This window comes from Actinomadura parmotrematis, from assembly GCF_019458805.1.
GTDB lineage: Bacteria > Actinomycetota > Actinomycetes > Streptosporangiales > Streptosporangiaceae > Spirillospora > Spirillospora parmotrematis.
In genome coordinates, this window is sequence record NZ_JAIBOA010000008.1 from 66,384 (window position 1) to 89,892 (window position 23,509).

Annotated in this window: 24 protein-coding genes; 4 read left to right on the forward strand and 20 right to left on the reverse strand. The window is 72.9% G+C overall.

The window, feature by feature from the left end; genetic code table 11:
* Positions 1–22: 22 nt before the first annotated feature.
* Both K1Y72_RS14125 and recO read right to left on the reverse strand, forming a co-directional pair.
* Positions 23–820, reverse strand: coding sequence for an isoprenyl transferase (locus K1Y72_RS14125; RefSeq protein WP_220166754.1), 798 nt, complete (start codon positions 818–820; stop codon positions 23–25).
* Positions 817–1,578 (reverse strand): DNA repair protein RecO, encoded by a 762-nt coding sequence (gene recO / locus K1Y72_RS14130; protein WP_220166755.1) that lies wholly within the window; start codon positions 1,576–1,578, stop codon positions 817–819. Before recO ends, K1Y72_RS14125 begins: the two co-directional genes overlap by 4 nt.
* A 140-nt stretch (positions 1,579–1,718) precedes the next feature.
* On the opposite strand from recO, the gene K1Y72_RS14135 reads away from it, so the two are divergent.
* On the forward strand, positions 1,719–2,744 hold the full coding sequence (locus K1Y72_RS14135; RefSeq protein WP_220166756.1) for a M4 family metallopeptidase: 1,026 nt from the start codon (positions 1,719–1,721) through the stop codon (positions 2,742–2,744).
* 47 nt (positions 2,745–2,791) lie between these two features.
* Complete coding sequence (locus K1Y72_RS14140) at positions 2,792–3,046, forward strand: protealysin inhibitor emfourin (protein WP_308287065.1); 255 nt, start codon at positions 2,792–2,794, stop codon at positions 3,044–3,046.
* A 48-nt stretch (positions 3,047–3,094) separates the two neighbouring features.
* Here K1Y72_RS14140 and K1Y72_RS14145 read toward each other — a convergent pair whose 3' ends face one another.
* The 13 genes from K1Y72_RS14145 to K1Y72_RS14205 all read right to left on the reverse strand — a co-directional run bounded on the left by K1Y72_RS14145 (position 3,095) and on the right by K1Y72_RS14205 (position 17,629).
* The gene (locus K1Y72_RS14145) at positions 3,095–4,654 is read right to left on the reverse strand and encodes a glycoside hydrolase family 13 protein (protein ID WP_220166757.1); all 1,560 of its coding nucleotides are present in this window, start codon (positions 4,652–4,654) and stop codon (positions 3,095–3,097) included.
* 55 nt (positions 4,655–4,709) lie between these two features.
* Positions 4,710–5,675 (reverse strand): carbohydrate ABC transporter permease, encoded by a 966-nt coding sequence (locus K1Y72_RS14150; RefSeq protein ID WP_220166758.1) that lies wholly within the window; start codon positions 5,673–5,675, stop codon positions 4,710–4,712.
* 6 nt (positions 5,676–5,681) lie between these two features.
* Positions 5,682–6,632 (reverse strand): carbohydrate ABC transporter permease, encoded by a 951-nt coding sequence (locus tag K1Y72_RS14155; RefSeq protein ID WP_220166759.1) that lies wholly within the window; start codon positions 6,630–6,632, stop codon positions 5,682–5,684.
* A 60-nt stretch (positions 6,633–6,692) separates the two neighbouring features.
* Positions 6,693–8,057, reverse strand: a complete 1,365-nt coding sequence (locus tag K1Y72_RS14160; RefSeq protein WP_220166760.1) for an ABC transporter substrate-binding protein — start codon at positions 8,055–8,057, stop codon at positions 6,693–6,695.
* Positions 8,058–8,222: 165 nt separating this feature from the next.
* Positions 8,223–9,230 carry a LacI family DNA-binding transcriptional regulator gene (locus K1Y72_RS14165; protein WP_220166761.1) on the reverse strand — a complete coding sequence of 336 codons (1,008 nt, stop codon included), beginning with the start codon at positions 9,228–9,230 and terminating at the stop codon, positions 8,223–8,225.
* 155 nt (positions 9,231–9,385) lie between these two features.
* Entirely contained in the window at positions 9,386–11,095 is a 1,710-nt protein-coding gene (gene leuA / locus K1Y72_RS14170) for a 2-isopropylmalate synthase (RefSeq protein WP_220166762.1), read from the reverse strand.
* Positions 11,096–11,365: 270 nt separating this feature from the next.
* Positions 11,366–12,079 (reverse strand): urea ABC transporter ATP-binding subunit UrtE, encoded by a 714-nt coding sequence (gene urtE, locus K1Y72_RS14175; RefSeq protein ID WP_220166763.1) that lies wholly within the window; start codon positions 12,077–12,079, stop codon positions 11,366–11,368.
* Entirely contained in the window at positions 12,076–12,837 is a 762-nt protein-coding gene (gene urtD, locus K1Y72_RS14180; RefSeq protein ID WP_308287067.1) for an urea ABC transporter ATP-binding protein UrtD, read from the reverse strand. Before urtD ends, urtE begins: the two co-directional genes overlap by 4 nt.
* Complete coding sequence (gene urtC, locus K1Y72_RS14185) at positions 12,834–13,925, reverse strand: urea ABC transporter permease subunit UrtC (RefSeq protein WP_220166764.1); 1,092 nt, start codon at positions 13,923–13,925, stop codon at positions 12,834–12,836. The genes urtD and urtC overlap by 4 nt, the downstream gene beginning before the upstream one ends.
* Complete coding sequence (urtB, locus tag K1Y72_RS14190; protein WP_220166765.1) at positions 13,922–14,800, reverse strand: urea ABC transporter permease subunit UrtB; 879 nt, start codon at positions 14,798–14,800, stop codon at positions 13,922–13,924. Before urtB ends, urtC begins: the two co-directional genes overlap by 4 nt.
* A 92-nt stretch (positions 14,801–14,892) precedes the next feature.
* Positions 14,893–16,116, reverse strand: a complete 1,224-nt coding sequence (gene urtA / locus K1Y72_RS14195) for an urea ABC transporter substrate-binding protein (protein WP_258572423.1) — start codon at positions 16,114–16,116, stop codon at positions 14,893–14,895.
* 146 nt (positions 16,117–16,262) lie between these two features.
* Positions 16,263–17,021, reverse strand: coding sequence for a dimethylargininase (ddaH, locus tag K1Y72_RS14200; RefSeq protein WP_220166766.1), 759 nt, complete (start codon positions 17,019–17,021; stop codon positions 16,263–16,265).
* Entirely contained in the window at positions 17,018–17,629 is a 612-nt protein-coding gene (locus K1Y72_RS14205) for a zinc-ribbon domain-containing protein (RefSeq protein WP_220166767.1), read from the reverse strand. The genes ddaH and K1Y72_RS14205 overlap by 4 nt, the downstream gene beginning before the upstream one ends.
* Before the next feature lie 112 nt (positions 17,630–17,741).
* Here K1Y72_RS14205 and K1Y72_RS14210 point away from each other — a divergent pair, with 112 nt between their 5' ends.
* On the forward strand, positions 17,742–18,422 hold the full coding sequence (locus K1Y72_RS14210; RefSeq protein WP_220166768.1) for a hypothetical protein: 681 nt from the start codon (positions 17,742–17,744) through the stop codon (positions 18,420–18,422).
* On the opposite strand, the gene era is transcribed toward K1Y72_RS14210, so the two are convergent.
* Positions 18,413–19,336 carry a GTPase Era gene (gene era / locus K1Y72_RS14215; protein WP_308287069.1) on the reverse strand — a complete coding sequence of 308 codons (924 nt, stop codon included), beginning with the start codon at positions 19,334–19,336 and terminating at the stop codon, positions 18,413–18,415. The genes K1Y72_RS14210 and era overlap by 10 nt on opposite strands.
* Positions 19,337–19,408: 72 nt before the next feature.
* On the opposite strand from era, the gene K1Y72_RS14220 reads away from it, so the two are divergent.
* Complete coding sequence (locus K1Y72_RS14220) at positions 19,409–19,741, forward strand: cytidine deaminase-like protein (RefSeq protein WP_220166769.1); 333 nt, start codon at positions 19,409–19,411, stop codon at positions 19,739–19,741.
* A 10-nt stretch (positions 19,742–19,751) separates the two neighbouring features.
* Here the strand turns inward: K1Y72_RS14220 and K1Y72_RS14225 are convergent, their stop codons facing one another.
* The 4 genes from K1Y72_RS14225 to K1Y72_RS14240 are packed head-to-tail and all read right to left on the reverse strand — an operon-like array spanning position 19,752 to position 23,392.
* Positions 19,752–20,432, reverse strand: a complete 681-nt coding sequence (locus tag K1Y72_RS14225) for a hypothetical protein (RefSeq protein WP_220166770.1) — start codon at positions 20,430–20,432, stop codon at positions 19,752–19,754.
* 53 nt (positions 20,433–20,485) lie between these two features.
* On the reverse strand, positions 20,486–21,808 hold the full coding sequence (locus K1Y72_RS14230; protein ID WP_220166771.1) for a hemolysin family protein: 1,323 nt from the start codon (positions 21,806–21,808) through the stop codon (positions 20,486–20,488).
* 34 nt (positions 21,809–21,842) lie between these two features.
* Positions 21,843–22,322: an rRNA maturation RNase YbeY gene (ybeY, locus tag K1Y72_RS14235; RefSeq protein WP_220166772.1), complete on the reverse strand. Its 480-nt coding sequence runs from the start codon at positions 22,320–22,322 to the stop codon at positions 21,843–21,845.
* Positions 22,319–23,392: a PhoH family protein gene (locus tag K1Y72_RS14240; RefSeq protein ID WP_220166773.1), complete on the reverse strand. Its 1,074-nt coding sequence runs from the start codon at positions 23,390–23,392 to the stop codon at positions 22,319–22,321. Before K1Y72_RS14240 ends, ybeY begins: the two co-directional genes overlap by 4 nt.
* Positions 23,393–23,509 lie beyond the last annotated feature (117 nt).

A 23,509-nucleotide genomic window follows, 5' to 3' on the forward strand; every position in this document is an offset into this window, starting at 1 on the left:
TCGACCTGCACCGCGGACGCCGCTATCCGAGGGGGGCGGGCTCCACGGGGTTGGGGACGGCGCCGCCGTAGCGGCGGTCGCGGCCGGCGTAGATCTCGCAGGCGTGCCAGAGGTGGCGGCGGTCGAAGTCGGGCCAGAGCGTGTCGAGGAAGACCATCTCGGCGTAGGCCGACTGCCAGAGCAGGAAGTTGGAGGTGCGCTGCTCGCCGGACGAGCGGAGGAACAGGTCGACGTCGGGCAGGCCGGGCTCGTCCAGGTAGCGCGCGAACACCTTCTCGGTGATCTTGTCGGGGTTCAGCCGGCCGTCGCGCACGTCGCGGGCGATCGCGGCCGCGGCGTCGGCGATCTCGGCCCGGCCCCCGTAGTTGACGCAGAACTGCAGGGTGAGGACGTCGTTGCCGCGCGTCATCTCCTCGGCGTCCTCCAGCTCCTTGATGACCGAGCGCCAGAGCTTCGGCCGCCGGCCCGCCCAGCGGACCCGCACGCCCATGGAGTGGAGCTGGTCGCGGCGGCGGCGGATGACGTCGCGGTTGAAGCCCATGAGGAAGCGCACCTCGTCGGGCGAGCGCTTCCAGTTCTCGGTCGAGAAGGCGTAGGCCGACAGCGTCGGGATGCCGAGCTCGATCGCCCCCATGATCACGTCGAAGAGCGAGTCCTCGCCCCTCTTGTGCCCCTCGGTGCGGGGCAGGCCCCGCTCCTTGGCCCAGCGCCCGTTGCCGTCCATCACGATCGCGACGTGCCGGGGCACGAGGTCGGCGGGGATGGCGGGGGGCGCCGCGCCCTGGGGGTGGGGGTACGGCGGCGATACGGCCCTTCTCAAACGCGCTCCCTGTCCGTGGTGTCGCCGGTCCCCCGCTCGACGTGGCGCAGGGACCGGATGCCGTGCTCCAGGTGCCACTGCAGGTAGGCGGCGACCAGGCCGCTGCACTCTATCCGGTGGCGGCCCTCGCTCTCGTCGGCGTACTCCCAGTCGCCGCGCAGCAGCGCCAGCATGAGCGCGAAGGTGGGCGGGGCGGGCGTCGCCGCGCCGGGCTGGCGGCAGCGCGCGCAGACCGCGCCGCCCGCCGAGATCAGGAAGCCGCGCAGCCGGCCGCGCTCCCCGCACCGGCAGCACTCGTCGAGCGCGGGCGCCCAGCCCGCCACCGACAGCGAGCGGAGCAGGTAGGCGTCCAGCACGAGGCGCGGGTCGTGCTCCCGCTCGACCAGCGTGCGCAGGCCGCCGACGAGCAGCAGGAACTGGCGGAGCGCGGGCTCGCCCTCCTCGCTGGTCAGCCTCTCGGCCGTCTCCAGCATCGCCGTGCCGGCGGTGTAGCGCGGGTAGTCGGCGGCGAGCGTCTGCCCGTAGGGGCGCAGCGTCTCGGCCTGGGTGATCAGGTCCAGCGAGCGCCGCTCGTAGAGCTGCAGGTCGACGTGGGTGAAGGGCTCCAGCCGCGCCCCGAACCGCGACTTGGTCTTGCGCACGCCCTTGGCCGCGGCGCGGATGCGCCCCGAGCGGCGGGTCAGGATCGTCACGATGCGGTCGGCCTCGCCCAGCTTCTGGGTGCGCAGGACGACGCCTTCATCGCGGTAGAGGCTCACCCGTCCATTGTCGCGCACCGGCGGCGGTGCCGCGGCGGCCCCGGCCCGCGACATGATCCTTACGATCCGCGACCGTTTTCGGACGCTGCGGGATCGCGGAAACAGTGGCCCGGGTCACCGGGACCTGGCAACGTGATGCCATGAGATGCACCATCGTGCCGCCGCACATCCTGGAGCACATCGCGCGGGCCGACGACCCCGCCCTGCGGGACATCGCCCGCCGCACCCTGATCCTCAGCAGCGTCCACGCCACCGAGCGCCGGGTGGCGCCGCCCGCGACGCCCGGGCCGGTCGAGGACTTCGCGCCGAACCGCACGATCAAGGACGCGAAGAACCACGAGGAGCTGCCGGGCGACACCGTCCGCGCCGAGGGCGGCGCCGCCACCGGGGACGCCGTCGCCGACCGGGCCTACGACTGGCTCGGCGTCACCTTCGACTTCTACGAGGCGGCCTACCGCCGCAACTCCATCGACGGCGCCGGGCTGCCGATGATCTCGACCGTGCACTACGGGCGCGACTACGACAACGCGTTCTGGAACGGCGAGCAGATGGTCTACGGCGACGGGGACGGCACCCTGTTCACCGAGTTCACCGGCCCGCTCGACGTCACCGGCCACGAGCTCACCCACGGCGTCACCCAGTTCACCGCCGGCCTGGAGTACTACGGCCAGGCGGGCGCGCTGAACGAGTCGGTGTCGGACGTCTTCGGGTCGCTGATCAAGCAGTGGCACCTCGGGCAGACCGCCGAGCAGGCCGACTGGCTGATCGGCGAGGGCCTGCTCGCCGCCGGGGTGAACGGCGTCGCGCTGCGGTCGATGAAGGCCCCCGGCACCGCCTACGACGACCCGCAGCTCGGCAAGGACCCGCAGCCCGGCCACATGGACGACTACGTGGACACCTACCGCGACAACGGCGGCGTCCACATCAACTCCGGCATCCCGAACCGGGCCTTCTACCTGACCGCCGCCGGTATCGGCGGGAATGCATGGGAGAAGGCCGGGAAGGTGTGGTACGACACACTGACCGGCGGGCGGCTGCCGGCCACGGCCGACTTCGCGGCGTTCGCCGCGGCGACGGTCGCGGTCGCGGCCGGGCTGTTCGGCGACGGCTCGGCCGAGGCGGACGCCGTGCGGTCCGGCTGGACGGGGGTGGGCGTCCAGGTGTGACCGCGCCCGGCGACGCCGGACCGGTGAGGTGGGGAGGAGGCAGTCTGGTGAAGGTGAAGGTGGTCCGCTCGGGCGGCTTCGCGGGCATCGAGCGGCGCGGCGAGTCCGACAGCTCCAGCGACCCCGTGCTCGGCCGCCTGGTCGACCGGGTCGACCTCGCGGCGGTGCCGCCGCCCGGCCGCATCCCCGACCAGTTCCTCTACGACATCGACATCGACGGCCGGCGCACCACCGTCGGCGAGGCCCAGCTCAGCGGGCCGCTCCGCGAGCTCGTCCACCACGTGCTCGGGCGGTCCCGCTGAGCGCGCGGCGGACGGGAGCGTTCCCTCCCCGCCCGCCGCGCCCCGCGCTCAGCCGAGCCAGGCGGTCGTGTCGGGCGGCAGCGTGCCGTCGGCCAGCGGGCCGCTCGCCAGCAGCACCCGCTCGTGCGGCGGCAGCGGCACCGGCGCGGCGCCGAGATTGACGACGCAGGTGAGGCCCGAGTCGCGGGTGAAGGCGAGGACGTCCGGCCCGCTCTCCCGCCAGGTCAGCGTGCCGTCGCCGAGCCGGTTCCGGCGCTCGCGCAGGCCCGCCCGGTAGAGCGCGAGCATCGATCCGGGGTCGGCGTCCTCGCGCTCGACGGTATAGCGGGCCCAGCCCGCCGGCTGCGGCAGCCACGGCTCGCCGCCGAACCCGTACGGCGGCGCGTCGCCCGACCACGGGATCGGCACCCGGCAGCCGTCGCGGCCCGGGTCGGTGTAGCCCGAGCGCCGCCAGATCGGGTCCTGGCGCACGTCGCCCGGCAGGTCCTCGACCTCGGGCAGGCCGAGCTCCTCCCCCTGGTAGACGTAGACGGCGCCGGGCAGCGCCATCGCCAGCAGCGCCGCCGCGCGCGCCCGGCGGGTGCCGAGGGCGAGGTCGGACGGCTCGCCGAGCCGCCGGTCCTGCATGTCGAAGCGGGTGTCGGCGCGCCCGTAGCGGGTCACCGGCCGCACCACGTCGTGGTTGGACAGCACCCAGGTCGGCGGCGCGCCGAGGGGGGCGTGGGTGGCGAGGGTGCCGTCGATGCAGGCGCGCAGCGCGGCGGGCTCCCACGGGCAGACGAGGAAGTCGAAGTTGAACGCGGTGTGCATCTCGTCGGGCCGCAGGTAGCGGGCGAACCGCTCGGGGTCGGGCAGCCAGACCTCGCCGACGAGGACGCGGCCGGGGTAGGCGTCGGTGACCTTGCGCCAGCCGCGGTAGATCTCGTGGACGCCCTCGCGGTCGGTGTAGGGGTCGGCGCCGTCGGGCGCGGCGTCCGGGTCCTTGACCAGCAGCGCGGCCGAGTCGATCCGGATGCCGTCCACGCCGCGCTCGTACCAGAACCGCAGCACGTCGTGGAACTCCTGCACCACCTGCGGGCTGTTCCAGTTGAAGTCGGGCTGCTCGGGCGCGAACAGGTGCAGGTACCACTCGCCGTCGGGGACGCGCGTCCAGGCCGGCCCGCCGAAGATCGACCGCCAGTCGTTGGGCGGCTCGGCGCCGCCCGCGCCGCGGCCGGGCCGGAACCAGAACCGCTCGCGGGCCGCCGAGCCGGGGCCGGCCGCGAGCGCCTCGCGGAACCAGGCGCTCGCGCTGCTGGTGTGGTTCGGCACCACGTCCACGATGATCCGCAGGCCCGCGGCGCGGGCCTCGGCGATGAACGCCTCCGCCTCGGCGAGGGTGCCGAACACCGGCGCGATGTCGCGGTAGTCGGCGACGTCGTAGCCGCCGTCGGCCATCGGCGAGGGGTACCAGGGGTTCAGCCAGAGCGCGTCCACGCCGAGCCCGGCGAGGTAGGGCAGCCGGTCGCGCAGGCCGGCGACGTCGCCGGTGCCGTCGCCGTCGCCGTCGGCGAAGCTGCGCGGGTAGACCTGGTAGATCACTGCTCCGCGCCACCAGTTGTCGGGCATGACTGTGAGACTCCTTCTGCAGGGACGGCGGGCCGGGGGCGGGCGGCGGGGGCGGTCAGCCCTTCAGGCCGCCCGCGGTGAGGCCCGCCATGATGTGGCGCTGGAAGACGAAGAACACCACGATGGTCGGCAGGCTGGCGATCACCAGGGACGCGATCAGCACGTTCTCCGGCACCTGCACGGCCAGCGAGGAGATCGCGGTGCTGACGGTGCGCTTCTGCGGGTCTGACTGCACGAGCAGCGGCCAGACGAAGTCGCGCCACACGTTCACCACCGTGAAGATCGACACGACGCCGAGGATGGGCCGCGACACCGGCAGCACGACCGACCAGAGGACGCGGAGCGGCGAGGCGCCGTCCATCTCGGCCGCCTCCAGCAGCTCGGTCGGGATCGAGTCGAAGAACCGCTTCAGCAGGAAGATGTTGAAGGCGTTCGCGGCGGCCGGCAGCCAGATCGCCCACGGGGTGTTGAGCAGGCTGACGTGCAGCAGCGGCAGGTCCTTCACCGTCAGGTAGGCCGGCAGGATGATCACCATCGGGGGGATCATCAGGGTGGCCAGCATCAGGCCGAGGATCGCCCGGCCGAGCACCGGCCGCAGCTTGGACAGCGCGTAGGCGGCGGTGACGTCCACGCCGAGGGTGAACAGCCAGGCGCCGCCCGCGTAGATCGCGGTGTTGCGGAGGTAGAGGCCGAGGTCGAGCTGGCGCCACGCCTCCTTGTAGCCCGACAGGTCGAAGTGGCGCGGCAGCAGGTCCGGCGGCACCTGGGCGAGCTCGTTCGGCGACCGCATCGCCCCGGTGACCATCCAGTACAGCGGGAAGACGAACACGAACGTGGAGGTGACCAGGACGAACGCGAGCACCAGCCAGTAGACGATCTTCCCTCGGGTGGTGCCGAGGGCGTGCCGCGACACCAGCGTGCGCGTCTCGGGGGCGGCCGCGCGGCGCCGCGCGGCGCGGCGGTGTCGCCGCGACGGGACGGGGACGACGGGCGGGGCGGCGGGGGTGACGTTGGTGGTCATGGCGGGCTACCTCGCGTCCTCGCGGGACACGCGCAGGTAGATGGCCGAGAACACCATCAGCACGAGCATCAGCATGAGCCCGAGCGCGCCGCCGCCGCCGAAGTTGTTGAAGTTGAAGGCGTACTGGTACATCAGGTACGCCACGGTGACGGTCGAGTCCTCGGGGCCGCCGCCGGTCAGCAGGTAGGGCTCGATGAACACCTGCATGGTCGCGATGATCTGGAGCAGCAGCATGACCAGCAGGATCAGCCGGGTCTGCGGGATCGTGATGTGCCGGATGCGGCGCAGCAGCCCGGCGCCGTCCAGCTCGGCGGCCTCGTACAGCTCGCCGGGGATGGTCTGCAGCGCGGCCAGGTAGATCAGCGTGCCGCTGCCGAGGTTCATCCACGTCGACACGATCACCAGCGACAGCAGCGAGGTGTCGGTGGAGTCCAGCCACGCCAGGGTCGGCAGGCGCACCGCTTTCAGCACCTGGTTGAACAGTCCCGGCCCGGGGTCGTAGAACCACTTGAACAGCAGCACCGCGGCGGCGGGCGGCAGCATCACCGGCAGGTAGACGACGAACCGCAGGTAGCCGCGGGCGTGCCGCAGCTCGTTCAGCACGATCGCGGCGCAGAACGGCACGACGTACCCGATGAGCAGCGCGAGCAGGGTGAACATCGCGGTGTTCGCCCAGGCGTCGGTGAACACCGGGTCGGCGAGCACCGTGCGGAAGTTGTCGAAGCCGACCCAGCGGGCGGCGCCGACGAAGTTGGTCTTCTGGAAGCTGAGCAGCACCTCCCGCACCATCGGGTACCAGGAGAAGAAGGCGAAGCAGATCAGCGCGCCGCACAGGAACCCGTAGGCGGTGAGGTTGCGCTGGGCGGCCCGCCGGAACCGGGTGCGGCCGGTGCGGCGGCCCGCCGGGCGGCCGGTGCGGCGGCCCGCCGGGCGGGCGGCGGGGCGGAGCGTGGTCATGGCGATCGTCCTCGGCAGGCCCGGGACGCCGGCGGGTCGCGCCGGCGTCCCGGGGCGCGGTCAGCTTCCCGAGCGGGCCAGGGCGGCGTCGGCCTTCTTCTGCGCGTCGGCGAGAAGCCGGTCGATGTCCGCGTCCTGCCTGGTCAGCACCGCCGACATGACGGAGTCCAGGACGGCGTAGAGCTGCTGGGCCTGCGGCGGCTCCAGCTTGCCGGGGACGGTGTTGTAGGCGTCCTCGTAGGGCTTGAAGTTGCCGACCGGCAGGTTCGCCGACGCGGCGCGCAGCTCGCGGTCCTTGGCGCCGACGGCGTTCGGCCCGAACAGCTTCGGCTGCGGGAGGCCGACGGGGCGGCCGTTGGCCTTGGCGCGGGCGTAGTTCAACTGGCCCTGCCCGGGGGTGATGCCGTAGAAGTCCAGCCACATCAGCCCGGCCTTGATCTTCTCGGGGCTCGCCTTGGGGCTGAACAGCCAGCCGTCGCCGCCCATCAGGGTGCCGGTCGAGCCGGGGATCGGCGCCATGCCGAAGTCGTCGTACTTCGCCTTGAACTGGTCGACGAGCGCGGTCGCGTTGTCGGGCGCGCCGAGGTACATGCCGAGCTTGCCGGCGGCCATCATCCGCTGGATGTCGGCGTCCACGAGGAGCTGCTTGGAGCCCATCGAGTTGTCGGTCCAGCGCATGTCCTTCAGCGTCTGGAGCACGGCCTTGCCCTGCGGGCTGTTGAACGCCGACTTCTTCCCGTCGGCGGACACCATCTCGCCGCCCTGGCTGAAGATCTCGGTGGTGAAGTGCCAGCCGCCCTGGTTCTTGGCGCTCATGTCGGCGTAGCCGACGGTGCCGCCGCCGAGCGCGCTGATCTTCTTGGCGGCGTCGCGGACCTCGGCCCAGGTCTTCGGCGGGGCGTCGGGGTTCAGGCCCGCCTTCTTGAACAGCGCGCGGTTGTAGAACAGGCCCATCGCGTAGTTCTGCCGGGGCAGGCCGTAGACCTTGTCGCCGTCCTTGAAGACCTTCTCCACGTTCGGGTCCAGGTTCGGGTACTGCTTGGCGGCCCCGAGGTAGGGCGTGATGTCGGCGGCCTGGCCGTTGGCGATGATGCCGCGCACGTCGGTGAAGTAGACGTAGTAGACGTCTTCCACCTGCCCGCCGGCGAGCTTGGCCTGGAAGGTGTTGGGGTCCATGCAGGGGAAGGCGTCCTTGCCGACCACCGTGATGTTCGGGTGCAGCTTCTGGAAGGCGGCGACGTCCTCCTCCCACTCCTTGCGCTGCGCGGGCTGGCTCTTGGCGGGCATGCAGCCCACGGTGATCGACACCTTGGTGCCGGCGCCGAGCGGCTTGTCGTCCTTGGCGCCGGAGTCGTCGCCGCCGCAGCCCGCGGCGGTGACGCCGACGGCCGCGGCGAGGAGGGTGGCGAGGAGCCGGGATCTCATGGGGTGGTTTCCCTTCTGGAACGGCGCGCGCACGCCCCGACGAGCGCGCCGGTCCATGGCCGGTCGGCTGGGCGTCAGCCGATGGCAAGGAACATACAGAGACCTACATCACGTAGCAATAGCTGAATGTACTTACGCAAAAACACGACAGCGATCCGAAGATGATCAACGGGGGGCGGGGGCGGTGGACGCCCGCACCACCAGTTCCGGCTCGTAGAGCAGCTCCTCGGCGGCGACCGGCGTGCCCTCGATCTGGCCGACGAGCAGGGCGACCGCGGCCCGCCCGACCGCCTCGATGGGCTGGCGGACGGTGGTGAGCGGCGGGCTCACGCAGTTCATGAAGGCCGAGTCGTCGTAGCCGACGACCGAGACCTGCTCGGGCACCGACAGCCCGAGGCGCCGCACCGCGCGGATCACCCCGAGGGCGAGCGGGTCGCTGGCGCAGATGACGCCGGTGGCGCCGTCGCGGACCAGCCCGGCGGCGACGGCCTGGCCGCCCTCCAGCGAGAACATGCTGCGCTTCACCCGGGCGTCGGGGATCTCCATCCCGGCGCGGGCCGCCGCGGCGCGCACGGCGGCGAGCTTGCGGGCGCTCGGGACGTGGTCGGCCGGGCCGAGCACGAGGCCGATCCGCTCGTGGCCGAGCGAGCGCAGGTGGCCGAACGCCTGCTCGGCGGCGACGGCGTCGTCGGTGGACACCCGCGGGAAGTCCAGCCGGCGGGCGGCGGCGTTGACCAGCACGACCGGCAGCCGCACCTCCAGCAGCCGGTGGTAGTGCTCGTGCGAGGCGCCCGCCTCGGCGTACAGGCCGCCCGCGAACACCACCCCGGACGCCTGCTGCTGGAGGAGCATCTCCACGTAGTCGGCCTCGGACATGCCGCCCGGGGTGAGGGTGCAGAGCACCGGCGTGAAGCCGCGCTGGGCGAGCGCGCCGCCGACGACCTCGGCGAGCGCGGGGAAGATCGGGTTGCCGAGCTCGGGCAGGACCAGGCCGACGAGCCGGGCGCGCTCGCCGCGGAGCTGGGTGGGCCGCTCGTAGCCGAGCACGTCGAGGGCGGTCAGCACCGCCGCGCGGGTGGCCTCCGACACGCCGGGCTTGTTGTTCAGCACCCGGCTGACGGTGGCCTCGCTGACCCCGACCTTCTTGGCGACCTCGGCGAGGCGTCGTGTCATGCCCGAAACTATAGGACCAAACGCTGCAAGCCGCTTGCGCGATTCTTGCGAAAAAGTACGACGGGCCGCCGCCGCGAGATCGTCGCGGCGGCGGCCCGGCAGCGGCCACGGGGCGGGATCGCTCCCCGGTGGCCGGGTCCTCGGAGGGCGCGGCGTCAGGCGCCCGCGCGCGCCACGCGGTTGACGGCCGACAGGATGGCCTTCAGCGAGGCGGTGACGATGTTGCCGTCGATGCCGACGCCCCAGACGGTGGTGCCGGCCACGTCGCACTCGACGTAGGCGGCCGCGCGGGCGTCGCCGCCGGCGCTCAGCGCGTGCTCGGCATAGTCCAGCACGTGCACGTCGATGCCGACGGTGGCGAGGGCGTCCTCGAACGCCGACACCGGGCCGTTGCCGACGCCCTGGATCTCGCGGATCTCGCCGCCGACGCGCACGTCGCACGACAGCGCGTCCTTCTCGTCGACGCGGGAGGCGGTGCGGTGCGCCAGCAGGCCGGCGCGCGGCCCGTTGCCGAGGAACTCGGCCTCGAAGATCTCCCACATCCGCTCGGCGGTGACCTCGCCGCCCTCGCCGTCGGTGTGCTCCTGCACGACGCGGGAGAACTCGATCTGCAGCCGGCGGGGCAGCTCCAGCGCGTGCTCGGTCTTCATGATGTAGGCGACGCCGCCCTTGCCGGACTGGCTGTTGACGCGGATGACCGCCTCGTAGGAGCGGCCCACGTCGTGCGGGTCGATCGGCAGGTAGGGGACCTCCCAGGTGAAGTCCTCCACCGGCGTCCCGGCGGCGGCCGCGTCGCGCCGCAGGTGGTCGAAGCCCTTGTTGATGGCGTCCTGGTGCGAGCCGGAGAAGGCGGTGTAGACCAGGTCGCCGCCGTAGGGGTGGCGCTCGTGCACCGGCAGCTGGTTGCAGTACTCGACGGTGCGGCGGATCTCGTCGATGCCGGAGAAGTCGATCTGCGGGTCGACGCCCTGGGTGAACAGGTTCAGGCCCAGGGTGACCAGGCAGACGTTGCCGGTGCGCTCGCCGTTGCCGAACAGGCAGCCCTCGATGCGGTCGGCGCCCGCCATGTAGCCGAGCTCGGCGGCGGCGACGGCGGTGCCGCGGTCGTTGTGGGGGTGCACCGACAGGACGACCGAGTCGCGGTGCGCCAGGTGGCGGCTCATCCACTCGATCTGGTCGGCGTACACGTTCGGGGTGGCCATCTCGACGGTGGCCGGCAGGTTCACGATCGTCTTGCGCTCGGGCGTCGGCCGCCACACCTCGTTGACGGCGTTGCAGACCTCGACGGCGTACTCCAGCTCGGTGCCGGTGAACGACTCGGGCGAGTACTCGAAGAACACCTCGGTGCCGGTCAGGTCGTCGGCCAGCTTCTTGACCAGCTTGGCGCCCTCGACGGCGATGGCGGTGATGCCGTCGCGGTCCTGCCCGAACACCACGCGCCGCTGCAGGGTGCTGGTGGAGTTGTACAGGTGGACGATCGCCTGCCTGGCCCCGCGGATCGCCTCGTAGGTGCGCTCGATCAGCTCGGGGCGGGCCTGCGTCAGCACCTGGATGACGACGTCGTCGGGGACGCGGTCCTCGTCGATGATCTGCCGGACGAAGTCGAAGTCGGTCTGGCTCGCCGCCGGGAAGCCGACCTCGATCTCCTTGTAGCCCATGCGGACCAGCAGGTCGAACATCTTCAGCTTGCGCTGGGCGTCCATCGGGTCGATGAGGGCCTGGTTGCCGTCGCGCAGGTCCACCGCGCACCAGCGCGGCGCCTCGGTGATGACCTTGTCGGGCCAGGTGCGGTCGGTCAGGCGTACCGGGGCGAAGGGGCGGTAGCGGTGGAAGGGCATACCGGAGGTGTTCTGCTGCGGATTCATCTGCTGTTCCCTCTGTTGGCGAGCCTGCGGCCGACGAACACGTCAAAGTCCCGCAGCGAGGGAGCCGACCTGGTTACAGGCCCCCGCTGCGGCCGCTAAGGAGGAGCAGCGTGCCGAACACGCCAGCCAAGCTAACAGATCCCATCCGGGGACCGGAAACACCGTCCCGGATGCTGAGACGCGCCGCGTCCGTGCCCGGGCACTCCCCCGGGACCCGGAACGCGCGCCGCGCCCCGCCCCATTCCCGGGGCGGGGCGCGTGCGATCGCTCTCACACCGCGAGCAGCCGCTTGACCTCCTCGTCCTGGAGGTCGCCGGCGGACCCGGCGCGGGCGACCCGGCCGCCCTCGATGATGACGAACCCGTCGGCGAGGCGGAGCGCCAGCTCCAGGTACTGCTCCACGAGCAGGACCGCGAGCCCCTTCTCCTTGTGCAGCCGCTCGATCGCGGCCTCGATCTCGGCGACGATGGACGGCTGGACGCCCTCGGTCGGCTCGTCCAGGATCAGCAGCCGGGGCCGGGTCACGAGCGCGCGGGCGATGGCGAGCTGCTGCTGCTGGCCGCCCGACAGGAACCCGGCGCGGCGGCCGAGGAACTCCCGCAGCCGGGGGAAGACCTCCAGCGCCTCCTCGATCGCCCCCTTGTCGCGGTGCGCCGTCGCCTCCAGCGTCACCTGGAGGTTCTCGGCGACGGTGAGCTGCGGGAAGGTCTCGTGGCCCTGCGGCACGTAGCCCATGCCGCGCCGGACCCGCTGGTGCGTGGGCGTCCGCGTGACGTCCTCGCCGCCGAAGACGACCGTCCCGGCGGTCGGCGGCAGCACGCCCGTCACCGCGTTCAGCAGGGTCGTCTTGCCGACGCCGTTGCGGCCCATGACGCAGAGCAGGCCGCCCTCGGGGACGGTGAGGTCCACCCCGAACAGCACCCGGGCCCGCCCGTAGGCGGCCTCCAGGCCCGTCACCTCCAGGACGGGCGCGCCCGCGGTCATGCCGCCTCCTTCTTGGTCCGGCCGAGGTAGACCTCCTGGACGCGGGGGTCGGCCTGGACGGCGGCGACGTCGCCCTCGACCAGCACCCGGCCCTCGTGCAGGACGGTGACCTGCGAGGCGTACCGGCGCAGGAACTCCATGTCGTGCTCGACCACCACGACGGTGTGGTCGGCGGCGATCTCGGTGAGCAGCTCGCCGGTGCGCTCGCGCTCGTCCCGGCTCATGCCGGCGACCGGCTCGTCCAGCAGCAGCAGCTTCGGGCGCTGCGCGATGAGCATCCCGATCTCCAGCCACTGGCGCTGGCCGTGCGACAGGACGCCTGCGGGCCGCTCGGCGAGGGCGCCGAGGCCGATGGTGTCGAGCGCCGACGCGACGGCGTCCGACACCCCGCGCCGCTGCCGCAGCAGGGACCGCAGCGGGCGGCGGAACCCGGCGGCGAGGTCGAGGTTCTCCAGCACGGTGAGCTCCTCGAACACCACCGACGTCTGGAAGGTGCGGCCGATGCCGAGCCGCACGATCCGGTGCTCGCGGAGGCCGGTGAGCTCGGTCCCGGCGAACGCGACGCTGCCGGCGGCGGGCCTGGTGAGGCCGGTGACGACGTCGATGAGCGTCGTCTTGCCCGCGCCGTTCGGCCCGATGAGGAAGCGCAGCTCGCCGCGGCCGACGGTGAGGTCCACGCCGCCGATGGCGGTGAACCCGTCGAACACCACCCTCAGCCCGCGGATCTCCAGCAGCGCGCCGTCCTTCTCCTCGCTCACGCGGGCACCTCCTGTGTCTCCTGCTGGGGGGCGGGGGCGGCGGGCTCCGGGGTGCGGCGGCGCCGGGCGAGGGCGTCGCGGGCCTGCTCGTACAGGCCGACGGCGCCCTTCGGGGCGAGCGTCATGACGAGGATGAACAGGGCGCCCTCCAGGTAGAGCCAGCCGCCCGCCCACTGCTCGCTGAACGAGGTCTTGGCGTAGTTCATGACGACCGCGCCGAGCACGGCGCCCGCCAGCGCGTACCGGCCGCCGACCGCGACCGCCACGACCAGCTCCAGCGAGGGGACGACGCCGAGCAGTGACGGCGAGATGATCCCGACGACCGGCACGAACAGCGCCCCGGCGATGCCGGCCATGCCCGCCGACACCGCGAAGGCGACCGTCTTGACGGTGGCGGGGTTGTAGCCGAGGAACCGGACCCGGTCCTCGCCGTCGCGGACCGCGACGAGCAGCCGCCCGAAGCGGCTCTTCACCAGCTGCCGGGCGGCGAGGTAGAGCACCCCGAGGACGCCCGCGGTGACGAAGTAGGTGAGCCGCTGGGTGCCGTCGGCCTCGGGATCGCGGCCGAAGAAGTCGTAGAAGTTGGTGAGGCCGTTCGTCCCGCCGGTGAGGCCCTGGCGGCCGACCAGCAGGATGGTGAACGCGGCGGCGAGCGCCTGGGTGAGGATGGCGAAGTAGGCGCCGCGCACCCGCTGGCGGAACACCAGCAGCCCGAGCAGCGTCGCGATCGCCACCGGCAGCACCACGACCATCGCGATCGCGAACGCCGGGTCCGCGAACGGCTTCCACAGGGCGGGCAGCTTCTCGACGCCGCTCCAGGTCATGAAGTCCGGCAGGTCGCCGCCCGCGTCGTGCAGCTTCAGGTACATCGCCATCGCGTAGCCGCCGAGGCCGAAGAACACGCCCTGGCCGAGCGTCAGCATGCCGCCCTGGCCCCAGGCGAGGCCGATGCCGAGCGCGGCGATGGCGAAGCACAGGTACTTGGCGAGCTCGTCCAGCCGGAACGGGGGCAGCACCGCCGGCGCGACCACCAGGACCAGCAGGGCGACCGCCGCGAAGATCGCGTATCCGCGCAGCCGGGCGCTCACGTGAGCCGCCTCGACCGCAGCACGAACAGGCCCTGCGGGCGGACCTGGAGGAACGCCACGATCACCACGAAGACGATGACCTTGGCGAGGCTCGCGTCGGTCCAGAACTCGGCGAAGGAGTTGAGCATGCCGAGCGCGACCGCCGCGATGACCGCGCCGCGCAGCTGGCCGAGGCCGCCCGCGACGACGACGAGGAACGCGTCCACGATGTAGTAGGTGCCGATGGACGGCCCGACCGGCCCGATCAGGGTGAGCGCGACCCCGGCGACGCCGGCGAGGCCCGACCCGATGAAGAAGGTGAGCTGGTCGACCCGCCCGGTCGCGACGCCGCTGACGGCGGCGAGCTCGCGGTTCTGCATGACCGCGCGCATCCGGCGGCCCTGCCGGGAGCGGTTCAGGTACGCCCAGACGCCGACGACGCAGGCGGCGGCGAGCCCCATGATGAACAGCCGCGCGTAGGGCAGGCTGCCGCCGAGCAGGGTGACCCGCCCGGTCAGCCAGGACGGCGCGACGACCTGCACGTTCGGGGCGCCGAAGATGTCGCGCGCGGCCTGCTGGAGGACCAGGCTGACGCCCCAGGTGAGCAGCAGCGTGTCCAGCGGGCGGCCGTAGAAGTGCCGCACCGCGAGGCGCTCCAGCAGCCAGCCGAGCGCCCCGGCGACGGCGAACGCCACCGGCAGCGCGACGATCACGGCCTCGCCGCCCGCCCGGCTCTGCAGCATGTAGGCGGTGTAGGAGCCGGCCATGATGAACTCGCCGTGCGCCATGTTGATGACGCCCATCTGGCCGAAGGTGAAGGTGAGCCCGAGGGCGATCAGCAGCAGCACCGCGCCGATGCTGAGGCCGATCGGTAGTTGGTTGAGCAGTGGTTCCATGCGATGCCGCCTCCTCGTGCGCACCGGTCGGCCGTCCTGTCCGGGGACGCGGCGCGCCCCGCGCGGGGTGCGCGGGGCGCGCCGCGTCCGGGTCAGGACGACAGGCCGGCGGCCCAGGGGTAGGACTTCAGGTAGGGGTCGGGCTTGATCGGCTCCTTCGACGACCAGACCTCCTTGATCAGCCCGTCCGGCTGGATGACGCCGATCCGCGCCGTCTTGTAGACGTGCTGGTTGGCGCCGTCGATGGTGACCTTGCCCTCGGGGGTCTCCAGGGACAGCCCGGCGGCGGCCTTCTTCACCGCCTCGACGTCGGTGCTGCCGGCCTTCTCCACGGCGGCGGCCCACAGGTGCACGGCGTTGTAGCCGGCCTCCATCGGGTCGGAGGTCACCGCGCCCTTGTGCTTGGCCTGGAACGCCTTGACGAACGCGGCGTTCGTCGCGCCGGGCGTCGTCTCGTAGTAGTTCCAGGCGACGGGCTGGCCGGCCACGTTGTCGACGCCGATGCCCTTGACCTCCTCCTCGGCGATGCTGACCGACATCACCGGCAGCTTGGCCGCGTCGAACCCGGCGCCCTTGAACTGCTTGAAGAACGCGACGTTGCTGTCGCCGTTCAGGGTGTTGAAGACCGCGTCCGGCTTCGCCTGCGAGATCTTGTTCACCAGGGTGCTGTACTCGGTGTTGCCGAGCGGCGTGTACTCCTCGCCCAGGATCTGCATTCCGTTGGCCTTGGCGTACGCCTTGATGATTTTGTTCGCGGTGCGCGGGAAGACGTAGTCGCTGCCGACCAGGAACAGCTTCTTCTTCCCCTTCTCCTTGAAATAGTCGAGGGCCGGAATGATCTGCTGGTTGGTGGTGGCGCCGGTGTAGAAGATATAAGGGGAGGACTCCAGCCCCTCGTACTGCACCGGGTACCACAGCAGGGCCTTGTTGCGCTCGAAGACCGGGAGCATGGCCTTGCGGCTGGCCGAGGTCCAGCCGCCGAACACCGTGGCGACCTTGTCCTTCTTGATGAGCTTCTGCGCCTTCTGGGCGAAGGTCGGCCAGTCGGACGCGCCGTCCTCCACCACCGGCTCGATCTTCTTGCCGAGCACGCCGCCCTTGGCGTTGATCTCGTCGATCGCCAGCTGCTCGGAATTGCGGACCGTCACCTCGCTGATCGACATGGTGCCGCTCAGCGAGTGCAGGATACCGACCTTGACGGTGTTCCCGCCGGAACCGGCCTCGGCCTTGTCCTTCGATTCGCCGCCGCACGCGGTGAGCAGCGCGGCGGGCAGGAGAAGGACCGCCGCCAAGGGCCGCAGGAATGGCTTCCGCAACTATGGACTCCTCACAGAAGATGCCCCGAGGCTTCGTTTTACGTGCCCAATTCTGCGAGCCCAGATTTCCCGGTGGCCAACGGCGAGTTACAAACGCTTTACGAGGGGCCCACCGTGACGCCGCGCGGCGGTGGCGCGACGGGGCGTCAGCCCCGCGGGCCCACCAGCACCGACAGGCAGGTGACGCAGCCCTCCAGCGCCTCGAACTCGCCGATGTCGACGCTGGTGACGCGCAGCCCGTCGGCGGCGAGCAGCGCCGCCGTGCGGGGCGCGGCGGCGGAGACGAGGACGTGCTCGGGGCCGAGCACGACGACGTGCGCGCCCGCCGGCTCGGGCGCGACACGCAGCAGCGGCAGGACGGAGGTGTCCACGTGCTCGGGCAGCCCGATGAGGGTGCCGTCCGGCAGCGCCGTCATCGCCGACTTCAGGTGCAGCACCCCGGCGGTGTCGACCGGCACGACGCGGCGGCCGCCGAGCAGGTGCGCGAGCCCGCAGATGCCCTCCTCGTTGGTGCGGGCGCCGCGGCCGACGTAGACGGTGTCGCCGACCTGGAGGACGTCCCCGCCGTCCAGCAGGCCCGGCCCCTCGATCCGCTCGACCCGCAGGCCGAGCCCGCGGGCGGCCGCCTCGGCCCCGGCGAGCTCGCCGCGCCGCGACGGCGCGGCGGACCGGCCGAGGACGGCGGTGCCGCCGCAGACGACCATGGTGTCCTCGACGAACACCGCGTCGGGGCAGCCGTCGGCGGCGGGCACGGCCCGCACCTCCCAGCCGGCGGCGCGGAGCGCCTGCTCGTAGGCGGCGTGCTGGCGGGCGGCGCGGGCGGTGTCGACGGCGGTCCGGCCGATGTGGGTGACCAGGCCCTCGGCGAGGCGCGGGCCGGGGCGGCGCACCAGCGCGACGCTCACCGCGCCGCGCCCTCGGTCGCCACGATGACGCCGAGCGCGTGCGCCGGCGACAGCCCGAGGCGGTCCGCGACGCCGTGCAGCGCGCGGCGCTCGGCGTCGCTCAGCGGGCCGCCGGCGAGGCCGATCCGGACGGCCTTGGCGAAGAGCCACTCGCGGCCCTCGACGGTGAGGACGGCGCCCGCGCGCGCGACCTCCTCCTCCAGGAAGCCCTGGCGCAGCGTGAGGTCGTCGCGGACGGCGGCCTCGTCGTGGCCGGTGTCGCCGTAGCCGCGCACCGCCTCCAGCGTCCGCTCCAGCGCGGCCGGGTGGGCCGGGTCGCCCGCCCGCAGCACGAGGGCGGCGGCGGCGCGCATGCCGGCGGGCAGCACGGCGGCGAGCCGCCGGGCCGTCGGCACCCGCAGCACCGAGTCGCCGAAGCGGGTGCGGCAGGCGCGGCACTCCACCGCCTCGCCGCGCCGGTCCAGCGGGACGACCGGCACGAAGAACAGGGTGATCCAGCGGCGGGCCCGGCGGCGGCGGAAACCGCGGTCCCCGCCGCACCGCGGGCAGTGGAAGGTGCCCTCGGTGTCCGTGCGGAAGAACACCGAAACGCCGAAAACGAGCAACAAGGGCCCCTCCTCTCAAAACGGGCCGCGCCCCAACCTACCGACCGGGACGCACCGGCGTGGCCCGCCCGGGGGAATGCCGGGCCGCCCGGCGGCCGCCCTCTACGCTGGGTCCATGAGTGGTGACCAGGGTTCCGAGGGCCCCGCGCGGGCCGCCCGGCCGCGCTTCCTGCCGCCCGAGCAGGACCCGGCCGAGCCGGCGGCGGACGTCCCGGCCGCGGACGTCCCGGCGGCCGGCGCGACCGCGGACGTCCCGGCGGCCGGCGCGACCACCGGCGCCGTCCCGCCGCCCGGCGGCGCGTCCGCCTGGGCCCTCGCCACCGTCGCGGCCGCCGCGGCGCTGCTCGTGTCGGCGTTCCTGCCCTGGGCGCACGCCACCTTCGGCGTCTCGATCTTCGGGCAGGTGCTGCCCGAGCGGACCGTCACCGCCGCCGGCATCGAGGCCGACGGGACGGTCCTGGTGGTGCCGGTCCTCGCCGTCACCGCGATCGTGCTGGCCGTCTGGGGGCTGCTCGGCCGGGACCGCTGGATCGCGCTGCTCACCGCCGTGCCGGGCGCCCTCGCGCTCGTCGCCTGCCTGGTGTTCCTGGTCCGGCTGGAGCGCGGCGCCGAGGAGATGGCCGGCCGCGACGAGGTGTTCGGCGCGCAGACCGAGGTCGCCCTCGACTACGGCTGGTACCTGGCCGTCGCCGCGTCCCTGCTCGTCCTCGGGCTCGGCCTCGCCCGGCCGGTCGTCGCGCGGGTGGCGCGCCGGTCCCCGGACGTCCCCGGCGCGCCCGCCGCCGATCAGTCGTAGAAGCCGAGCCGGCGCAGCTGCTTCGGGTCGCGCTGCCAGTCCTTCAGCACCTTGATCCGCAGGTCGAGGTAGACGCGGGTGCCGAGCAGCGCCTCGATCTGCTTGCGGGCGGCGGCGCCGACGGCGCGGAGCCGCTCCCCCTTGTGCCCGATGATGATGCCCTTCTGCGACGGCCGCTCGACGAACAGGTGCGCGTACACGTCCACCAGGTCGCCGCGGCCCTCGCGGGGCGCCACGTCGTCGACCACGACGGCGATCGAGTGCGGCAGCTCGTCGCGGACGCCCTCCAGCGCCGCCTCCCGGATCAGCTCGGCCATCAGGACCTGCTCGGGCTCGTCGGTGAGGTCGCCCTCGGGGTAGAGCGGCGCGCCCGCCGGCAGATGCCCGATCAGCAGGTCGCCGACCAGGTCCACCTGGAACCCGTCGGCGGCCGAGCACGGCACGATGTCGGCGAACTCGCCGAGCCGCCCGACCGCGAGGAGCTGCTCGGCGACCTGCTGCGGCGTCGCCAGGTCGGTCTTGGTGACGATCGCCACGATCGGCGTCCGCTTCACCCCGGCCAGCTCGCGGGCGATGAACCTGTCGCCCGGCCCGACCGGCTGGTCGGCGGGCACGCAGAAGCCGATCGCGTCCACCTCGGTCAGGGTGGAGCGGACCAGGCTGTCCAGCCGCTCGCCGAGCAGCGTCTTCGGCTTGTGCAGGCCGGGGGTGTCGACGACGATGAGCTGGGCGTCCGGGCGGTGCACGATGCCGCGGATGGCGCGCCGGGTCGTCTGCGGGCGGCTGCTGGTGATGGCAACCTTCGTGCCGACCAGGGCGTTCATCAGGGTCGACTTGCCCACATTGGGGCGCCCGATGAAGCAGGCGAAGCCCGATCGGAAGCCGTCGGTCGTGGTGTCTGCGGGCGCTCTCACACCTCCAATTGTCGCCCACCCGGAGGTGGGCGCCGTCCACCGGCCCGCCGCCCGCGTCCTAGGCTGGCCTCCGTGACTGAACCGAACGCCGAGGACCTGAAGATCATCACGCTGGCGCGGGCCTCGCGCGCCCGCAACGGCGCCGCCGAGGGCGCCGCCGTGCGCGACGAGACCGGCCGCACCTACGCCGCCACGACCGTCGACCTGCCGTCGCTGCGGCTCACCGCCCTCCAGGTCGCGGTGGCCATGGCCGTGTCCAGCGGCGCCGAGGGCCTGGAGGCCGCCGCGCTGGTCACCGCCGGGAACGGCGCCCGCGACACCGACGTCGCCGCCGTCCGCGACCTCGGCGCCGCGGCGCCGGTGCTCGTCGCCGGGCCCGACGGCGCGCTGCGCGCCACCGTCTGAGCCGGCCGCCTCAGGGGCGGGCGTCCGCCAGCTTGCGGAACGCCCGCGCCTCGGCCCGCACCATCGCGGCCGCGGCCGGCATGTCGAGCGCCCCGGCCGCGGCGACGACCATCATCCGGTCGTCCCGGCGGCCCATGACGATGTCCAGCCCGGACCTGGTCGGCCCCTTCCCCTGCGCGTAGCGGACCGCGACCGGGTCCTTGGCCCCCTTCGGGTCGGCCAGCCGCTGCCGGTGCAACTTCACCTTGCCGTCCCCGGTGTCCATCTCCAGCGCCGGGCACTTCGCGACGGCGTCGCGGACCGCCTTCAGCTGCGCGGCGGCCCCGCCGGCCGGCAGCCGGTACACGTGCTCGGCGACGCTGACCGCCACGTCCGGCTGGTAGAACGCGGTGTGCGCCTGCGGGACGTCGCCCGTCCCGCGCAGATCGTCCGCGTCGTCGGCGTCGGCGACGCGGATCAGGCGCGCGCACTCGGGGTCGGCGGGCTTCAGCCCGGTGAGGACCCGGCGGGTCGCCGCCGGGTAGAACCCCGCCGGCAGATCGCGCTGGGACACCAGCGCGGCGGTCACGCCCCGCTGCTCCACCGGCACCGCGACCTGCCGTGCCGCCACCGTCTCCGTCCCGCAGCCGGCCGCCGCCGCCAGGACGGCGGCGAGCGGGACTGTCCAGCAGGCGATCGTCCTGCGCGCCATGCGGCCCCCCGAATTCCTCGACGCGCGGGAACCTGCCCTGGACGATCTTGAAATTAACCCTGGGGAAGTCGCGGAAAGCCTTGCCCGGCGGCGGTTTCGGCGTCCTGCTCGGCGGGCAGCGGGCGGACCAGCACGGTCCCGATCCGGTTCCGCCGGCCGGCGATGCTCTCCGCCCGCAGGCTGAGGCCCTCGACCGTCGCGGTGGACCCCTCGATCGGCACCCGGCCGAGGGCGTGCGCGAGCAGCCCGCCGACCGTCTCCACCTCCGGCACCTCGATCTCCACGCCGAACAGCTCGGCGAGCTCCTCGACCGGCAGCCGCGCCGTCACCCGCGCCGCGCCCTGCGCCAGCCACTCCACCCGCGGCGCCTCGACGTCGTACTCGTCGGCGATCTCCCCGACGATCTCCTCCAGGATGTCCTCGATGGTGACCAGCCCGGCGGTGCCGCCGTACTCGTCGATCACCACGGCGAGGTGGATCTGGCGGGCCTGCATCTCGCGCAGCAGCTCGTCGATCGGCTTGCTGTCGGGCACGTAGGTCGCCGGCCGCATCACCGTCTCCACCCGCTCCACCGCGTCCCCGCCGGGATGCTCGTGGTTGCGGCGCACCACGTCCTTCAGGTAGGCGATGCCGACGACGTCGTCCTCGTTCTCGCCGACCACCGGGATCCGCGAGAACCCGCTGCGCAGCGCGAGGCTCATCGCCTGCCGCAGCGTCTTGCCGCGCTCGATGAACACGATGTCGGTGCGCGGCACCATCACCTCGCGCACCAGCGTGTCGCCGAGCTCGAACACCGAGTGGATCATCTGCCGCTCGTCCGGCTCGATCAGGCTGCGCTGCTCGGCGAGGTCCACCAGGTCGCGCAGCTCCGCCTCGGACGCGAACGGCCCCTCGCGGAAGCCCTTGCCGGGCGTCAGCGCGTTGCCGAGCAGGATCAGCAGCCGCGGCAGCGGCCCGAACACCCGCGTCACCGGATGGATCACCGCGGCGCCGGCGAGCGCGATCCGGTCGGCGTGCTGGAGGCCGAGCGTGCGCGGCCCGACGCCGACCGCCACGTAGCTCACCACGATCATCAGCGCGGCCGCCGTCGCGTAGGCCGCCCACCCCTCGTCCAGCCAGGTGATGCAGAGGTCCGCCACGATCACCGTCGCGACCAGCTCGCAGCCGATCCGCAGCAGCAGCACCATGTTGACGTACCGGGCCGGGTCGGCGACGACCTCGGCGAGCCGGTCCGCGCCGCGCCGCCCCTCGCGGACGAGGTCCTCGACGCGCACCCGCGACACCCGGGCGAGCGCCGCCTCCGTCCCCGCCAGCAGCCCCGCCAGCACCACCAGCCCGATGGCCACCGCGATCAGCCACCCTTGGAGGGTGCTCATGAATCCGCCCCCGCCCGGGGCCGTCCATCGCCGTTCACGGCTGCTTGCGCTTCTCCCGCCAGGACTCCAGCAGCTCGGCCTGCAGGCCGAACATCTCCTTGTGCTCCTCGGGCTCGGCGTGGTCGTAGCCGAGCAGGTGCAGCACGCCGTGCACCGTCAGCAGCTCCAGCTCGGCCTCCGTCGAGTGGCCGGCCTCGTGCGCCTGCCGCTCGGCGACCGCCGGGCAGAGCACGATGTCGCCGAGCAGCCCCGGGTCGAGCTCGCCGTCCTCGTCGGCGCCGCCGTCGAGGGCGCCGGGCCGCAGCTCGTCCATCGGGAACGACAGCACGTCCGTCGGGCCCGGCTCGTCCATCCACTTGACGTGCAGCTCGGTCATGGCCTCCTCGTCGACCAGCAGGACCGACAGCTCGGCCAGCGGGTGCACCCGCAGCGCGTCCAGGGCGTGCCGGGCGAGGGCGGCGAGCGCCTCCTCGTCGGCGGGCACGCCCGACTCGTTCAGCACCTCGACGCTCATGACCGCCCCCGCTTGCGCGGCGCGCCGTTGGAGCGCCCCGCCCCGTGCTTCAGCTCCGCCGTCCCCCGCGTCGCCTCGGCCGCCTCGTAGTGGCTGTAGGCGTCCACGATGTCGCCGACGAGCTTGTGCCGCACCACGTCGTGGCTGGTCAGCCGGCAGAAGTCGATGTCGTCGACGCCCGCCAGGATGTCCTGCACCACCCGCAGGCCGCTCTGCTGCCCGCCGGGCAGGTCGACCTGCGTGACGTCGCCGGTGACGACGACCTTGGACCCGAACCCGAGCCGGGTGAGGAACATCTTCATCTGCTCGGGCGAGGTGTTCTGCGCCTCGTCCAGGATGATGAACGAGTCGTTGAGCGACCTTCCCCGCATGTAGGCCAGGGGGGCGACCTCGATGGTGCCGGCGGTCATGAGGCGGGGGATCGAGTCGGGGTCGACCATGTCGTGCAGCGCGTCGTAGAGGGGCCGCAGGTAGGGGTCGATCTTCTCGTAGAGGGTGCCGGGCAGGAAGCCGAGCCGCTCGCCCGCCTCGACCGCCGGGCGGGTCAGGATGATGCGGTTGACCTTCTTGTCCTGCAGCGCCTTGACCGCCTTGGCCATGGCCAGGTAGGTCTTGCCGGTGCCGGCGGGGCCGATGCCGAACACGATGGTGTGCCGGTCGATGGAGTCGACGTACTTCTTCTGGTTCAGCGTCTTCGGGCGGATGGTGCGGCCCCGGCTGGACAGGATGTCCAGGGTGAGCACCTCGGCGGGGCGCTCCTCGGACGGGCCGCGCAGCATCGCCAGGCTGCGCTCGACGGCGTCGGGGGTGAGCTGGGCGCCGCCCCGCAGCAGCTCGATCAGCTCGGCGAACAGGCGGGCGACCAGCTCGGTCTCGGCGGGCGGCCCGGTCACGGTGATCTCGTTGCCGCGGACGTGGATGTCGCTGTGGAAGGCGCGCTCGACGACGTGCAGCAGCTCGTCCCGGGAGCCGAGCAGGCTCACCATGGAGTGGTCGTCCGGCACCACGATCTTGATCTGCGAACGCGCGCCGTCGCGGTCGTCGCGTCCCCGTTGCGTTGATTGGACCATCAGCCGGGCCTTGCGGCCTCGCGACCTGCCTTCTGTCTCCTGGATGCCACCTCGTCTGACGTCGTCCATGGTACTGGGCGGTCCCGGGGCGCCGCCGCCGGATTAACGGCGGGCGGC

What these genes read in the sequence shown, in the direction of transcription:
- K1Y72_RS14135 (WP_220166756.1), top strand. Translation starts at nt 1,719, where the DNA reads ATGAGATGCACCATCGTGCCGCCGCACATCCTGGAGCACATCGCGCGG.
- K1Y72_RS14145 (WP_220166757.1), bottom strand. Translation starts at nt 4,654, where the DNA reads ATGCCCGACAACTGGTGGCGCGGAGCAGTGATCTACCAGGTCTACCCG.
- K1Y72_RS14150 (WP_220166758.1), bottom strand. Translation starts at nt 5,675, where the DNA reads ATGACCACCAACGTCACCCCCGCCGCCCCGCCCGTCGTCCCCGTCCCG.
- K1Y72_RS14155 (WP_220166759.1), bottom strand. Translation starts at nt 6,632, where the DNA reads ATGACCACGCTCCGCCCCGCCGCCCGCCCGGCGGGCCGCCGCACCGGC.
- K1Y72_RS14160 (WP_220166760.1), bottom strand. Translation starts at nt 8,057, where the DNA reads ATGAGATCCCGGCTCCTCGCCACCCTCCTCGCCGCGGCCGTCGGCGTC.
- K1Y72_RS14165 (WP_220166761.1), bottom strand. Translation starts at nt 9,230, where the DNA reads ATGACACGACGCCTCGCCGAGGTCGCCAAGAAGGTCGGGGTCAGCGAG.
- leuA (WP_220166762.1), bottom strand. Translation starts at nt 11,095, where the DNA reads ATGAATCCGCAGCAGAACACCTCCGGTATGCCCTTCCACCGCTACCGC.
- urtE (WP_220166763.1), bottom strand. Translation starts at nt 12,079, where the DNA reads ATGACCGCGGGCGCGCCCGTCCTGGAGGTGACGGGCCTGGAGGCCGCC.
- urtB (WP_220166765.1), bottom strand. Translation starts at nt 14,800, where the DNA reads ATGGAACCACTGCTCAACCAACTACCGATCGGCCTCAGCATCGGCGCG.
- K1Y72_RS14210 (WP_220166768.1), top strand. Translation starts at nt 17,742, where the DNA reads ATGAGTGGTGACCAGGGTTCCGAGGGCCCCGCGCGGGCCGCCCGGCCG.
- K1Y72_RS14225 (WP_220166770.1), bottom strand. Translation starts at nt 20,432, where the DNA reads ATGGCGCGCAGGACGATCGCCTGCTGGACAGTCCCGCTCGCCGCCGTC.
- K1Y72_RS14230 (WP_220166771.1), bottom strand. Translation starts at nt 21,808, where the DNA reads ATGAGCACCCTCCAAGGGTGGCTGATCGCGGTGGCCATCGGGCTGGTG.
- ybeY (WP_220166772.1), bottom strand. Translation starts at nt 22,322, where the DNA reads ATGAGCGTCGAGGTGCTGAACGAGTCGGGCGTGCCCGCCGACGAGGAG.
- K1Y72_RS14240 (WP_220166773.1), bottom strand. Translation starts at nt 23,392, where the DNA reads ATGGTCCAATCAACGCAACGGGGACGCGACGACCGCGACGGCGCGCGT.